Annotated in this window: 13 protein-coding genes and 1 tRNA gene; 7 read left to right on the top strand and 7 right to left on the bottom strand. The window is 61.6% G+C overall.

Annotated elements, in window-relative coordinates; genetic code table 11:
* The 3 genes from GJ700_RS20165 to GJ700_RS20155 all read left to right on the top strand — a co-directional run.
* The coding region (locus GJ700_RS20165; RefSeq protein ID WP_154376719.1) for a transposase at positions 1-114 on the top strand (114 nt) is incomplete at its 5' end.
* A gap of 453 nt (positions 115-567) precedes the next feature.
* Positions 568-1,923: a uracil-xanthine permease family protein gene (locus GJ700_RS20160; RefSeq protein WP_154377174.1), complete on the top strand. Its 1,356-nt coding sequence runs from the start codon at positions 568-570 to the stop codon at positions 1,921-1,923.
* 132 nt (positions 1,924-2,055) lie between these two features.
* Positions 2,056-3,432 (top strand): 8-oxoguanine deaminase, encoded by a 1,377-nt coding sequence (locus GJ700_RS20155; protein ID WP_154377172.1) that lies wholly within the window; start codon positions 2,056-2,058, stop codon positions 3,430-3,432.
* A gap of 18 nt (positions 3,433-3,450) precedes the next feature.
* Here GJ700_RS20155 and GJ700_RS20150 read toward each other — a convergent pair whose 3' ends face one another.
* Together GJ700_RS20150 and GJ700_RS20145 are read right to left on the bottom strand one after the other, a co-directional pair.
* Complete coding sequence (locus GJ700_RS20150) at positions 3,451-4,149, bottom strand: GntR family transcriptional regulator (protein WP_154377170.1); 699 nt, start codon at positions 4,147-4,149, stop codon at positions 3,451-3,453.
* 101 nt (positions 4,150-4,250) lie between these two features.
* On the bottom strand, positions 4,251-4,583 hold the full coding sequence (locus tag GJ700_RS20145; protein WP_154377168.1) for a DUF2917 domain-containing protein: 333 nt from the start codon (positions 4,581-4,583) through the stop codon (positions 4,251-4,253).
* A 183-nt stretch (positions 4,584-4,766) separates the two neighbouring features.
* Here GJ700_RS20145 and GJ700_RS20140 point away from each other — a divergent pair, with 183 nt between their 5' ends.
* From GJ700_RS20140 to GJ700_RS20125, 4 genes are all read left to right on the top strand, one after another.
* Positions 4,767-6,197: an aminotransferase-like domain-containing protein gene (locus tag GJ700_RS20140; RefSeq protein WP_229507132.1), complete on the top strand. Its 1,431-nt coding sequence runs from the start codon at positions 4,767-4,769 to the stop codon at positions 6,195-6,197.
* 151 nt (positions 6,198-6,348) lie between these two features.
* Positions 6,349-6,564 carry a hypothetical protein gene (locus GJ700_RS20135; RefSeq protein ID WP_154377166.1) on the top strand — a complete coding sequence of 72 codons (216 nt, stop codon included), beginning with the start codon at positions 6,349-6,351 and terminating at the stop codon, positions 6,562-6,564.
* 94 nt (positions 6,565-6,658) lie between these two features.
* A complete protein-coding gene (serS, locus tag GJ700_RS20130; RefSeq protein ID WP_154377164.1) occupies positions 6,659-7,948 on the top strand; it encodes a serine--tRNA ligase in 1,290 nt (429 codons plus the stop codon).
* An 83-nt stretch (positions 7,949-8,031) separates the two neighbouring features.
* Positions 8,032-8,122: transfer RNA gene (locus tag GJ700_RS20125), tRNA-Ser, on the top strand.
* A gap of 41 nt (positions 8,123-8,163) precedes the next feature.
* Here GJ700_RS20125 and GJ700_RS20120 read toward each other — a convergent pair.
* The 5 genes from GJ700_RS20120 to GJ700_RS20100 form a co-directional block, all read right to left on the bottom strand.
* Positions 8,164-9,693 (bottom strand): chemotaxis protein CheW, encoded by a 1,530-nt coding sequence (locus GJ700_RS20120; RefSeq protein WP_229507131.1) that lies wholly within the window; start codon positions 9,691-9,693, stop codon positions 8,164-8,166.
* Between the two features lie 21 nt (positions 9,694-9,714).
* Positions 9,715-10,263: a chemotaxis protein CheD gene (locus tag GJ700_RS20115; protein ID WP_154377160.1), complete on the bottom strand. Its 549-nt coding sequence runs from the start codon at positions 10,261-10,263 to the stop codon at positions 9,715-9,717.
* On the bottom strand, positions 10,251-11,093 hold the full coding sequence (locus tag GJ700_RS20110) for a CheR family methyltransferase (RefSeq protein ID WP_154377158.1): 843 nt from the start codon (positions 11,091-11,093) through the stop codon (positions 10,251-10,253). The genes GJ700_RS20115 and GJ700_RS20110 overlap by 13 nt, the downstream gene beginning before the upstream one ends.
* Before the next feature lie 2 nt (positions 11,094-11,095).
* The gene (locus tag GJ700_RS20105) at positions 11,096-12,793 is read right to left on the bottom strand and encodes a methyl-accepting chemotaxis protein (RefSeq protein WP_154377156.1); all 1,698 of its coding nucleotides are present in this window, start codon (positions 12,791-12,793) and stop codon (positions 11,096-11,098) included.
* Between the two features lie 319 nt (positions 12,794-13,112).
* Positions 13,113-14,291 (bottom strand): PGAP1-like alpha/beta domain-containing protein, encoded by a 1,179-nt coding sequence (locus GJ700_RS20100; protein ID WP_154377154.1) that lies wholly within the window; start codon positions 14,289-14,291, stop codon positions 13,113-13,115.
* Positions 14,292-14,347 lie beyond the last annotated feature (56 nt).

Here is a 14,347-nt window from a genome sequence, read left to right as displayed (position 1 = left end):
CAGCTCGAGGGCATCAACAACAAGATAAAGGTAATGAAACGGATGGCCTATGGCTATCGCGACTCGGAATTCTTCTTCCTGAAGATCAAAGCAGCGTTTCCCGGCAATCCGTGAAGAACCTTTTTTTACGCCTGAAGCACAGCGATTTGCGACGAAAACGCATGACTGAAACAACAGATTGTATACATATCATGATGCAATTGTTGCGCGTCGGCCACGGGCTGTTGCATCACGTCATCCGGTATCCAACGTACGCATAGATTGTATACAAAATTCGTTGACAATAAATTTATGCGGGCGCATGATGAATTCACGAAAGCCGCCATAGAGCAGCGCGAATGAAGCAATCAGTGGAGACATCATGCGTAACATGCCAGCCATCGCAATGCCTGCAACGCCCTCACAGTCGGGTGCGCCGTACCCCGGTTCCCGCGCTGCGTTTGATCCTCCATTCCCTCCTGTTGGACCTCGACAAATACGGTAGACATCACCAACCGACCCGTAGAGGCATGCCGGATAGCACCGGAAAAAGTAGTTCAAGACATAAAATCTTCAGATGGAGACACCATGAACAACCTGCTATACAAGGTGGACGATCGTCCGCCACTCGTCACTACCGTCCTGCTCGCTGCCCAGCACATGCTGGCCGCATTGGGCGGCATTATCGCCGTACCCCTGGTGGTCGGCGCAGTCCTGAAACTTCCTGCTGACCAAATCGTTGCACTGGTCAATGCCGCGCTGCTGGGTTCCGGCATCGTTACCTTCATCCAGTGCAAAGGCGTGGGGCCGGTCGGTATCCGTCTGCCTTGCGTGATGGGCACCAGCTTCGCCTTCGTCGGCGCGGCCATCAGTATCGGCCTGGAACATGGCGTCCCCGGCATCCTGGGTTCGTCGCTGGCCGGTTCCGTGGTGATGATCCTCGGCAGCTTCTTCATGCCGCAAATCCGCAAACTGTTCCCGCACCAGGTGACTGCCGTGGTCGTGACCATGATCGGCCTGTCGCTGGTGCCGGTGGCGGTGGACTGGGCGGCCGGCGGCAAAGGTTCCGGCGCGCACTACGGCGACCCGATCAACCTGGGCATCGCGCTGTTCGTGCTGGCCACCGTGATTGCACTGGTGCAGTTCGGTAAGGGCATCATTTCCGCTGCCGCAGTCGTGATCGGCATGGCGATCGGCTACGGCGTGTGCCTGGGCCTGGGCCTGGTGGACTTCTCCGCCGTGCACAAAGCCACCGTCTTCGCCTTGCCGCAACCGCTGTACTTCGGCATGACGTTCCCCGTCAGCGGCGTGCTGGCCATGGCGGTGGCGTATGTGGTGACGATGGTGGAAACCACCGGTACCTTCATGGCGCTGGGTTCCGCCACCCAGACCAAAATGAAAGGCAAACTGTTGAAGCGCGGCGTGCTGTGCGACGGCGTGGGTTCGGCTTTCGTTTCCGTCCTGGGCGCACCGCCGGTGTCGACCTTCGCTCAAAACGTCGGCGTGATTTCGCTGACCGGCGTGGCCAGCCGCCACGTGGTGGCGCTGACCGGCGTACTGCTGGCCGCTGCCGGCCTGTTCCCGGTCCTGGGCGCCATCGTCGTCACCATCCCGCAGCCTGTGCTGGGCGGCGCCGGCCTGATGATGTTCGCCATGATCATTGCTGCCGGCGTGCAAATGCTGTCGCACGTTGAACACGACAAGCGTACCGGCCTGCTGATCGCTGTCTCGGTCGGTTGCGGCCTGGCCGTGTCGGTTCGTCCGGAACTGCTGTCGAAACTGCCGGCCTTCGTGCATGAAATCTTCGGCTCCGGCATCTCCACCGCCGCCATCGTGGCCGTGGTGCTGAACCTGGTGCTGCCGGATCGTCCGGTGGAAGCCCATGACGACGAGGAAGACGACGTCCCCCAGCCCATGCTGGTAAAAAACATGGAGGCGGCGTAATCTCGGAGTCGCCCCAGGTGCAAGTCCCGCGCCGGCCCTGCATGCAGTGCCGGCGCGGTCGTTTGACATTGTTTCCGCAGTGCCCCGCATTGTTTCCGCAGTGTTTAATCATTCAAAAACAGTGTAAATAAAATGACGAAAACTCTCCTGATCAAGAATGCGCGCGTGGTTGTCACGATGGATGAACAGCGCCGTGAAATCGACAATGGCGCCATCTTCGTGCGCGGCAACGTGATCGAGCAAGTCGGTCCCACGCCGGAACTGCCGCAAACGGCCGATGAAGTGATCGATGCCAGCGGCCATGTCGTCACGCCCGGCCTGGTCAACACCCACCACCACATGTACCAGAGCCTGACGCGCGTGATTCCCGCCGCGCAAAACGGCGAACTGTTCAACTGGCTGACCAACCTGTATCCGATCTGGGCCAACCTGAACAGCGAGATGGTCCACGTGTCGACGTTGACCGCCATGTCGGAACTGATCCTGTCCGGCTGCACCACCAGCAGCGACCACCTGTACATTTATCCGAACGATTGCAAGCTCGACGACAGCATCGAGGCGGCATCGAAAATCGGCATGCGTTTCCACGCGGCGCGCGGCGCCATGAGCGTGGGCCAGTCCAAAGGCGGCTTGCCGCCGGACCGCGTGGTGGAAGATGAAAAAGCGATTTTGAAAGATACGCAGCGCCTGATCGAAACCTATCACGACGCGAACCGCCACGCGATGCAGCGCGTGGTGGTGGCGCCATGCTCGCCATTCTCCGTGTCGCAGGACTTGATGAAGGAAGCGGCCGTGCTGGCGCGCAGCTATGGCGTATCGATGCACACGCACCTGGCGGAAAACGTCAACGACATTGCGTACAGCCGCGAAAAATTCAACATGACGCCGGCCGAATACGCGGAAGACTGCGGCTGGGTGGGACACGACGTGTGGCACGCGCACTGCGTGCAGCTCGACGACGATGGCGTCTACATGTTTGCCAAAACCGGCACCGGCGTGGCGCATTGCCCATGCTCGAACATGCGGCTGGCGTCCGGCATTGCGCCGATCCGCAAGATGGTCGATGCGGGCGTGCCGGTCGGCCTTGGCGTCGACGGCTGCGCATCGAACGATGGCGCGCACATGCTGGGTGAAGCGCGCCAGGCCATGCTGTTGCAGCGCGTGGGTTTTGGCCCGGATGCGATGACGGCGCGCCAGGCGCTGGAACTGGCGACGCTGGGCGGCGCGAAAGTGCTGAACCGCGACGACATCGGCGCGATCAAGCCGGGCATGTCGGCCGATATCGTGATGTTCAAGCTGGACCAGATCGCCTTTGCCGGCGCGCTGCACGACCCGGTGGCGGCGCTGGTGTTCTGCACGCCGTCCAACGTCAATTACAGCGTCATCAACGGCAAGATCGTGGTGAAGGATGGGTTGTTGCAGACCATTGACTTGCCGCTCGTGATCGAGCGCCATAACCAGCTGGCGTCGGATCTCGCATTGGCGACGGGGACGCGCAAGGTCGCGTAAGTCAATCCGGTGTCGGCGTTATTTCAGCAGCGCCGACACCAGGTCCTTCTCATGTGCGCCGCCCGTATCGAAGCGCAACGCCGCTTCCACGTGCATCAAATGTTCCACCATCAGGCGCGCCGCCAGGTCCGCATCGCCCGAGCGCGCCGCTCGCAGGAATTCCTCGTGTTCGTTCGACGAACACACCGCATCGCGGTCCGACTGGTACAGCATCGTGATCAATGTGCTGCGCGCCACCAGTTCCCGCACCATTTCCAGCAACACGTCATTGCCCGCCACTTCGGCCAGCAGCACGTGAAAGTCGCCCAGCAATTGCGAACGGACCTTGTGGTCACCTTCGAGCGAACGGCGTTCCAGCTCCAGGTGTTCCTCCAGCGCGCGATAATCCTGCGGCTGGGCGCGGGCCGTGAATTCACGGGCCAGGGCCGCTTCGAGGATGCGGCGGGCGGCAAAGATGTCGCGCGATTCCTTTTCGCTGGGCTGGCTGACGAACGCGCCCTTGTCCGGCACGATGCGGATCAGCTTGTCCTTGGACAGGATCAGCAGGGCGGCGCGGATCTTGGTGCGGCTGACGTTATACAGGCGTGACAACGCTTCTTCGCGCAGCTTGGTGCCAGGCGGCAGCTTGCGCGCAGCGATGGCTTCCGCGATATGGCCGGCGATCTCGTTCGAGCTTTCACCGGTACGTTCTTCGAGGGCTGCGGTGGGGGTGGACATGGAACTGACACGTTAATCAATCCCCAATAATACATCCCGTCTGCAATATTGGCTATAACGCAAGGCCTCTTGCCATAGGGCTTTGCAACGTCGCTGGCTGGCTAAGCCCCTCCGGCCGGCTGCAAACCTTGCCGCAGCCGGTCCATCGTTTCTTGCCAGCGCGCCGCCGCCTCGCGCCGCACGCGGCGCGTCCAGCTTTGGGCAATGGGCGCAGCCACCCTGATGCGGCTGCAGCCCAGTGCCTCAACCAGTGTCAATCCATCGTTCGGCACCACGAAGCGCTGGCCCGGGCGCAGGATGAAATCCATGTGCTGGCCATACGCGGTAATCCACGTCATGCCCGACACGCCTTCCACCACGCGCCCGCCCGCATCTTCGAGCCGCAGCGGTTGATCGCTGCTGAGTTTGTATTCGGCCGACGGCTGTGCGGACATGGTGTTCTCCCTGTTGTGTGGTTCGACAGGGACAGCTTACCGGCGCAGCGGCGACCATAACAGATGCAATAAATGGGAATTGTGACGAATACAGTGGCAAAATTGGGCAACTGTGCTGGTTGAAACTGAATGCCACTGTACCTGTGCACGCGCGCCGCCGCGGGCCACAATGGAAGGATGCCGATGCAACCGAATCTGTACGAACAACTGGCCAACGAACTGGGTGCGCACATTGCCAGCCGCGTGTTTGCGCCGGGCGACAAGCTGCCATCGATTCGCCACCTGGCACAGCACAAGCACGTCTCCGTCAGCACGGTGCTGCAGGCGCTGCGCCTGCTGGAAGACCAGGGCCTGATCGAAGCGCGGCCGCAGGCCGGCTATTACGTGCGCCACCGCCCGCGCGTGCTGGCCGTGGCGGCGCCCAGCGAACCGCTGACGGAGCCCGCCTTTGTCGGCATCAACAACCTGCTGATGCGGGTGTTAAAAGCCAATGAGACGCCGGGGCTGGCGCACCTGGGTTCCGCCTGGCCTCCCGATGAATTGCTGCCGATCCGCCGCGTGCAGAAAGCCGTCAGTTCCGTGGCGCGGCGCGATCCCGCCTTGCTGGCGAAAGTCAGCTGTTATGAAACCAACGAACCGGCTTTTGTACGCCAGGTGGTGCGCCGCGCGCTCGACTGGGGTTCGCTCGATCCCCATGAAGTCGTGGTGACCAGTTCCTGCACGGAAGCCATCAGTTTGTGCTTGCGCGCCGTGGCGCAGCCGGGCGACACCATCGCCGTGGAATCGGCCACGTACTTCGTGCTGCTGCAATTGATTGAAAGCCTGGGCATGAAGGCGCTGGAAATTCCCACGCATCCGAAGACGGGGCCATCGGTCGATGCGCTGGAAGTGGCGTTCAACGCGGGCCTCGTGAAGGCGTGCCTGTTCGTGCCGAATGCGAACAACCCGCTGGGCTGCATCATGCCCGAAGAAAACAAGAAACGGCTGGCGGCCTTGCTGGCGCAGCACCAGGTGCCGCTGATCGAAGACGACGTGTATGGCGACCTGTGTTTTACCCATGAGCGTCCATGGCCCGTGAAGGCGTATGACACGGCGGGCTACGTGTTGCTGTGTTCATCCTTTTCCAAGGCCGTCACGCCCGCGTCGCGCGTGGGTTTCGTGGCGGCGGGGCGCTGGGTCCAGCAAGTGACGTTACTGAAAATGGTGTCCAGCGGTTCCACCAGCCAGTTCTTCCAGGCCGTGCTTGCGGATTTTCTCACCGGTTCCGCGTATGAGGTGCAGGTGCGCAAGATGCGGCGCGTGCTGTCGCAGCGCATCGCGCGCATGGCCGACGCGGTGGCCGCCTCGTTCCCCCACGAGTGCCTGATTTCCGAACCGCAGGGCGGCTTCGTGCTGTGGGTGCAGATGCCGCAGCAGGTCGACGCGCTGGCGCTGCACGGGATGGCGGTAGCGCAGGGCGTGGCGTTCATGCCGGGCCAGCTGTTCTCAGCATCAGGCAAATTCGGCAACTGCCTGCGGCTCAATTGCGGCAATGCGTGGAGTGCCGACATCGAGGCGGCGGTCGCGAAGCTGGGTGCGCTGGTGCACCGGGCGGCCGACGCCCGCGCCGCCTAGCGCCCGATGCGGCCTGTATTGGCGGGCTTTCTGCGTTTCATCCCCTGTTTTCGACACTTCGTCGCACGCCGATGGTGATGCGGCATGCGCGCGGCTACAGTAAAGCCATCGAAGCAGTATTGATCAACCGCAGACACCTAAGGAGCACATCATGAACGTCCTCAAAAACATGGAAGTTATCTTCGTTTTCGCCGCCGCCCTGGGCGCCGCCACCAGCTACGCCACGGCCAGCGAACCGGTGATCACGATGGCCGCCGATGCCGATATGGTGGCCGTCAATGCCGGCACGGCAGCCGATGCGAATATCCCCGTGGTGGTGGTGGCCGCCAAGCGCCTGACCGCCGCCGAGAAAGCCGCCCTGTTGTAAGCGGGCGGTTTTTCCGCCGGAGGGCGTAAAACTCGCGTTGGATCGCATCAAATTGGTACAATTGCCCCTTTCCGAATATGTGCGGCACATTCCAATGATAGACATCCAACTTCTCCGTAAAGATATCGACACCGTCGCGGCCCGCCTGGCGGCGCGCAAGTTTCAACTGGACGTGGCAGCCTTCAATGCCCTGGAAGGCGAGCGCAAGGCGATCCAGATGCGTACCGAAGAACTGCAGAGCAAGCGTAATTCGCTGTCCAAGCAGATCGGTATGTTGAAAGGCAAAGGGGAAGACACCACGGCCGTCATGGCGGAAGTGGCTGGTCTCGGCGACGAGCTGAAGGCCAATGAACAGAATCTGACCGTGGTGCAGGCCAAAATGTCGGCCTTCCTGGAATCCGTTCCGAACCTGCCGCACGAATCCGTGCCGGTTGGTCACGATGAAACGGGCAACGTGGAAGTGCGTAAAGTCGGCACGCCGCGCACCTTCGACTTCGAAGTGAAAGACCACGTGGACGTCGGTTCCGCGCTGGGCCTGGATTTCGACACCGCCACCAAGCTGACCGGCTCGCGCTTCTCCGTCATGAAAGGCGGCGTGGCCCGCCTGCACCGCGCGCTGGCGCAATTCATGCTGAACACGCACACCGGCGAGCATGGCTACACCGAGTGCTACACGCCGTACATGGTCAACGCCGACAGCCTGCGCGGCACCGGCCAGTTGCCGAAATTCGAAGCGGACCTGTTCTCCGTGAAGAAGGGCGGCGCGGAAGGCGAGGGCGAAACGTTCTACCTGATCCCGACGTCGGAAGTCTCGCTGACCAACATCGTGCGCGATGAAATCATCGCCGCCGATGCGCTGCCGCTGAAAATGACGGCGCACACCCCGTGCTTCCGTTCCGAAGCGGGCAGCTATGGCCGCGACACGCGCGGCATGATCCGCCAGCACCAGTTCGACAAGGTGGAACTGGTGCAGGTCGTGCATCCGGACACGTCGTACGCGGTGCTGGAAGAAATGGTCGGCCACGCCGAGAAAATCCTGCAGGCACTGGGCTTGCCATACCGCGTGATGTCGCTGTGCACCGGCGACATGGGTTTTGGCGCGACCAAGACCTATGACCTGGAAGTGTGGCTGCCGGCGCAAAACACGTACCGTGAAATTTCGTCGCTGTCGAACTGCGAAGCATTCCAGGCCCGCCGCATGCAGGCGCGCTTCCGCAATGCGCAAGGCAAGACGGAATTGCTGCATACCTTGAACGGTTCCGGCCTGGCCGTTGGCCGTACGCTGGTGGCGATCCTGGAAAACTACCAGCAAGCCGATGGTTCGGTGGAGATTCCAGCCGCGCTGCAGCCGTACATGGGCGGTTTGACCAAGCTGGTGGCGTAATTCTTAAAATAGCCCTTCCTTTTTCCGGAAGGGCTGCTATAATCTTGGCTCTCAACGGCGACCACCGTTAAGTTGCAGTACCTGGAGAGGTGGCAGAGTGGTCGAATGTACCTGACTCGAAATCAGGCGTAGGGTTTCCCCCTACCGTGGGTTCGAATCCCACCCTCTCCGCCAGAACACTGAAAAAGCCCTTGTTAATCAAGGGCTTTTTCTTTTTACGCGGCCTGCGCGGGACGCAAGGCGTCGAGCGATTGCAGCAAGCGGTCGCAATCGAAAATCCGCAAGGTCTTGCGCACGCCGTCCGGGCTGTCGTTGATATCGATGACTTCCCGCATTTCATTGGCCAGGCTGTGTTCGGCATTGGGGTTGCGCATCAGGCTGGGGGCGGCAAAACGTTTGCTGTCGTCGATCGTCATGATGCTGTCGATGGCGTCCACCACCAGCCCGTAGCAGTCGGCGCCCCGTTCCACCACGAGGATCTTGGGTGCCGGCGCCGCTACCAGCGCCGGCATGCCATACAGGCTGCGCATGTCGATCACGGTGACCATTTGCTGGCGCAGGTTCAACACGCCGCGCATATAGTCCGGCATGCCGGGCGGGCAGGTGATGGCGTCCGAGAAGTCGATGATTTCGCGCACTTGCCGGATTTCCACCGCATAGGCCGCGTCCAGCGCGAACGTGATGTACACCTGGCGGCCGGATTGCCGCTTGACGGCGGCGGCGCCATCCTTCGGCTTGGCTTCGTCCGGATACAGGTTGGCGTGCCCCTTGCGCATGTCGGTGATTTCACTGCGGGACAGGATTTTCTGGTGGTCGAGCAGGATCACGTCACCCACCTCGGGCCGGGATATGCAACCGCTGAACATGTCCGTGCGGACTTTGCTGAGCAGCGGGATCGGCATCACTTCGTCGTCGGCAAAGTGGATGATATTGTCGACCGTGTCCACCATGAAGCCCACGGTGGCGTCATCCATGCGGATGACGATGATGCGCCGTTCGGCGTCCGTATGCTCAGCCGTATCCCGTGCCGCGCCATTTTCCGTCAGCAATTGGGCGAAATCGACGACGCCGATGGGACTGCCCCGGAAATTGATGCGGCCCAGGCACAGCTTGCTGTTCAGCATGGAGTTGTGGATTTCCGGCACGCTGATGATTTCCTGGATGCCGCCCATTTCAAAGGCAAACGCCGCCGGGCCGGCGCGGAAGCTGACGCAGCGGCGGCGCGCCGCCTGGGTGCGGAAATTGTGGCGTTGCTGTTTCTGGCACGTCGACTGCAAGGCCAGCACTTGCGGCACGTTTTCAATGCTGATCAAGGCGGCGGGATTCAATACCTGGATCAGGCGCTCGCCGTCGTCCAGCAAGATGGTGCCGGCAATCACACCCTGCGTGCTGCCGCTGGCATAGCTCAGGGTGGTGCGCTGGTCCGGGCGCACGCGCAGTACTTCGCCCGTCGCGTGGAACAGGATGCCCACTTGCACGTGCTGGAAATCCAGGATGGCGATCTTGTGGCTTTTCTCGGCGCGCGGCGCATCCGGCTGGAATATCCGGCCCAGGTTGACCACCGGGATCACGCTGCCGCGCAACGTGAACATCCCTTCCAGGAAGGGCGGAGCGAGGGGCAGGGCGCTGATCTTGTCGGGGAAGTTGACGACTTCGCGGATGGTGCTGGCGGGCAGGGCGAATTCATCGTCGCCCAGCACGAAAGAACCGAACAGCTCGGTGGCATTGGATTCCAGGTTGGCCATGGTTACGCCCATTCCCGTTGATCAAGATTGAACCGGCACGATGTCGCGCACGATGACATTCTGCGTCGCGCAATCGATGCGCAAGGTGCGGCCGTAATGGCCGCCCAGGCAGCAGGTGCTGACGTTCAGTCCCCATTGGCGCAGATATTTGCGCGCGGCCGCCGCATTTTGCTGCCCGATCTGCAAGCGGGGCGAGCGGCTGTCGAGCATGCTGGCGCCGCCGGCCAGCACTGCTTCGATGTGCGGATAATCGTCTTCCTGCGCGCCCATCATCAGCAACAGGGCGGGGATGGCCTGGTTGACATAGCGCGCACCGCCCATCACGCCGGGCGTGCCAGGCGATGGTTCGGGCGCTTCCGGCAACAGGCAATGGGCCAGGCCGCAACTGCCGCCTTCGCGCCAGATCAGGGCGATGCCGACACACGATCCCAGCACGGCTTCCAGCTGGCCGGCGCCGGCGCCGATCTTCAACTGGCCGATGCCGACTTGCTGCGAAGCCGGCGTGCCGGCTGGCGGACATGAGTGCGAGCGCAGGTAGCGGCGTATTGCCGCGGAATTCAGGGCGTGCATGGCGACGATGCTTTCACGTGGTAGATCATGGGGCGGTGCAGCGCATAGGCAGTGTCGAGGCGGCTGATGGATTCCGATTCGCCGATGATCATCACCGAGTGCGAAGCCATGCTGTGGCGCACCTGCTCCAGCACGGTATGCTGGTGCGCCAGGTCAAAATAAATCAGCACATTGCGCAGCAGGATCAGGTCGAACTGCTGCGCCGGCCGCAGCACATGCAGCAGGTTATGGCTGCGCAGTTCGACGTTCCTGCGCAGCGCGTCGCTGACTTGCACGCAGCCGTGCGGCGAGGGCCGGAAGTAATTGGCCAGCCGCGCCGGATGCGTTTCGCGCAGGCGTTCGATGGAGCGGCCCGCATAGCAGCCTTTGCGCGCCAGTTCCAGCATCTGGCGCGAAATGTCGGTGCCGACGATGCGGTAGCGGAAGCCAGGGTGCGCGGCCAGGAATTCTTCGCACAGCATGGCCATCGAATACAGTTCTTCGCCGCTGGCGGCGGCGGCCGACCAGATCTCGAGCCGCTTGCCCTGGTGCCCCGTCCACCAGGACGGCAGGAATTCCTGTTCCAGGTAGGCCCACACTTGCGGCGTGCGGAAGAACAGCGTGTCGTTGGTGGTGACCAGGTCGATGAAGTGGGGCACTTCATCGCGGTCTTGCTCCACCCGGTCGAGATAGTCGCGGAACCCGGGCAGGGCCAGCGCATCCATGCGGGGACGCAGGCGGCGTTCCAGCAAGTTGCGTTTGCGCTCACCCATATCGATGCCCGTATGCTTGCGGACCAGCGCGATCAGCGCGGCCAGCGTGGCCTGGTCGAGTTCCGGCGCATGGCGCATGGTCAGACGACGAAGCCGGAAACCGTCTTGTTCAAGTCGCCGGCTTGCTGGTTCAAGCCATCGATGGAGCGGGCGATGCTGTCGCACGACGCCGCGGATTTTTCCGCCTCCTCGGCGATATAGCCGATCGCGGTACTGACTTCGCGCGCCGTCAGCAATTGCTCGTGGGTGGCTTTCGAGATGTCCGAGATGGCCAGCGTGGTATTGGCCACGCCTGCCGCGATCTTGTCGAAGGCTTCGCCCGCCTGGCGTGAGATCTCGCTGCCGGCCGAGGCCCGCTTGACGGATTCGTTGATCAGCTTGGAGATTTCCTTGGTGGCTTGCGACGAGCGCTCGGCCAGCTTGCGCACTTCGTCGGCCACGACGGAAAAGCCCAGGCCGTGCTCGCCGGCGCGCGCCGCCTCGATGGCGGCATTGAAGGCCAGCATATTGGTCTGGCTGGCGATTTCACTGATGACCTTGACGATTTCGCCGATGTCTTCCGACGACCGGTTAATCAAATCCATCGCTTCCATGGACTTGGCCACCGCCTTGGCGCCCGCTTCGGCTTCCTGCTGCGTGGCTTTGGCCAGCTGGTCGGCATTGCGGGTGCTGTTGGCGATGGTGTCGATGGAGGTGGTCAAGCCATCGATGGACGCATTCATTTCTTCGACCGTGGCGCCCAGCGCCTGGGTACCCAGGGCAACGCCGGAGGCGCGTTCGGCGATCGACGTCGACGTCGAGCCGAGGCCGCCGGCGGCATCCACGACTTTACCGATGACTTGCCGCAGATCGGCGATCATTTTCTGGATGCCTGCCGCCAGGTGATCGAGCGCTTCGTCGCCTTCGACCAGGATCTGGCTGGTCAGGTCGCCGTGCGCGGCCTTTTCCACTGATTGCAGCAGGCGGCTGATTTTCGCCTGGTCCGAAGCTGCCTGGGTTTTCACGGCATTTTCCAGTGCGACTTGCTCGGTGATATCGGTGGCGTACTTGACGATTTTATACGGCTTGCCATTTAAATCAAAAATGGGATTATAGGTTGCCTGAATCCAAATTTCCTTTTTGTCATTGCCGAGCCGCTTGTAGCGCCCGGTATCAAATTCGCCCCGATTCAATTTTTGCCAGAAACGTTTATAGTCCGAGCTGCTGGCATATTCAGGTTCGCAAAACATCCGGTGATGTTCGCCCTGAATATCTTCCAGCGTATAGTTCATAACCGACAAGAAATTGTCATTCGCATTCAGGACGTGGCCCTGCATGTCGAATTCAATCACGGCCAGGGCTTTGCCGATCGCGCTGACCTTGCCTTCGTATTCCGCGTTGCGGGTCTTGCCTGCCGTGACATCGGTGGCAAACTTGACGACCTTGTATGGTTTGCCGTCCGCATCGAAGATCGGTGTGTACGACGCATTGATCCATACTTCCCGGTCGCCTTTGCCCAGTCGCTTGTATTCGCCCTGGTCGAACTCGCCATTGCGCAGGCGGGCCCAGAATTGCTTGTAGGCGGGGCTGCGCACGTAGTCCGGCTCGCAGAACATCGAGTGGTGTTGGCCCTGGACTTCGTCCAGCGTGTAGCCCATGGCTTGCAGGAAGTTGTTGTTGGCATGGAGGATGGTTCCGTTGAGATCGAACTCGATCACGGCCTGCACGCTGTTTAGTGCGGTAATTACCGCATGCAATTCCAAGTCTTGGGTTGTCACTTCACCACTGGGCGCATTCATAATCGACTCTCTTGGTTGAGATATTTAAAAGGTGATTACTTAATTGAAAGGCATACCAATGCTTTGTCAAAATTCGTTGGTAACTTGCGGGAATTAAGGCGAAAGTGAATTGATATTGTGGAAACGCAATGCGGAGCTGCATTTCTTCATTCAATCATGGCGAATTTTTTGAGGTGAATTCTCACACATTGTCACGATTTTCCACAAAGCGACATTGTTTCGCCTAGTTTTATGTATCGATGAGGCTGGTGTGATTGAAACGATATTGCTTATTGGCGCGCGGCGGCGCACGCAAGGCGGGCCGCCGGCCGGGAGGGGATTACATCCACTGCAACAGATAATCCGCCACCTGTGGCGAATTCAATAATTCCATGTGATTAACGCCTTGCACGACGGCCTGATGGTCCGGCGCGAAGGCCAGCGTACGCTCCGGATCGGCATGGCGGCCCAGCGCGCTGTCGAGCGGGACCAGGCCATCGCCGACGAATTTGCAACCGCGCCGGCCGCGCGGCGCCGTGATCACGGCCGCCACGGTGTGGCACGCCACCTTCTTCGGCAGCGGCACGACGTCGGGCAGTTCGGCGCCATGCGCAAAGCGGTCCTGGCCTTGCCAGTCGGTGTCCAGCAGGCTGCCGTGGCGCAAGTCCGTGATGCCGGCGCTGCGCAATTTCGCCAGCCGTGAAAACGGGGCGCTGTATTTGCTGAGGTCGGTCATCACGTGGACCCAGTTGCCGCCCCGTTCCAGCGGCGCGCCATGGTGGGGCGAGCCCAGGAACACCAGCTTGCTCAGCCGGCCCAGCCAACCGTAGCCGGCCTGCTCACCGTAATGGCAGGCGCTGCGCGTCACCAGTCCCCCCATGCTGTGGCCGACGATGGCCAGTTCCGTCACCGGGACCGGCCACGACAGCACCAGCGCTTCCAGTTGCTGGGCGAAATCGCGGCCGTTTTCCGCGATATGGCGGCCCGTGTTGTAATGCAGGTAGACCGGCGTATAGCCCCGCTCGCGCTGCAACAGTTCACCGTGGTCATGGCCCTGGCGGCGCCATTGCAAGTCGTTCATGCACAAGCCATGCACCAGCACGACGATGCGGCCGGTAATTTGCCCCTGCGCCACTTCGGCGCCCACGGCCAGCGGGGCGCCATGGCGCCGCAATTGCATCGTGATGCCCAGTGGATTGTTGCTGCGCGCCAGGGTGTCACCCACCACGCCGTTGAGGGCGGCCAGCAGCGCTTCGCGGCCGTGCGACGGTGCGGATTCTCCCAGGAAGGGTTGCAGCGCCGCCAGCGATCGCTCCAGTCCGGCGCCGACCAGGCTGGCCGTATTGCGCACGCCGCCATAGACCAGCGATGCCGCGCGCGCCAGCGGCTTGCCTGCCGGGACATTGGACAGGATGGCGGTATGCACGGCTTCCGCGATATCGGCGACACCCCGTACCGCCCCGGTGGCCAGTCGCGTTGCCCCGGCCAGTTCACTTGCACGAAAGATTTTGCTCGGCATAAGGCGTCCTCACGGTGGTTGTGCCAGTAGAAGGCCGATTCTAGGCTTAAATGGCC

The organism is Pseudoduganella rivuli (assembly GCF_009674485.1).
In the GTDB taxonomy this organism is placed as follows: Bacteria; Pseudomonadota; Gammaproteobacteria; order Burkholderiales; family Burkholderiaceae_D; genus Rugamonas; species Rugamonas rivuli_B.
This window is presented reverse-complemented; position numbering and strand designations above follow the sequence as displayed.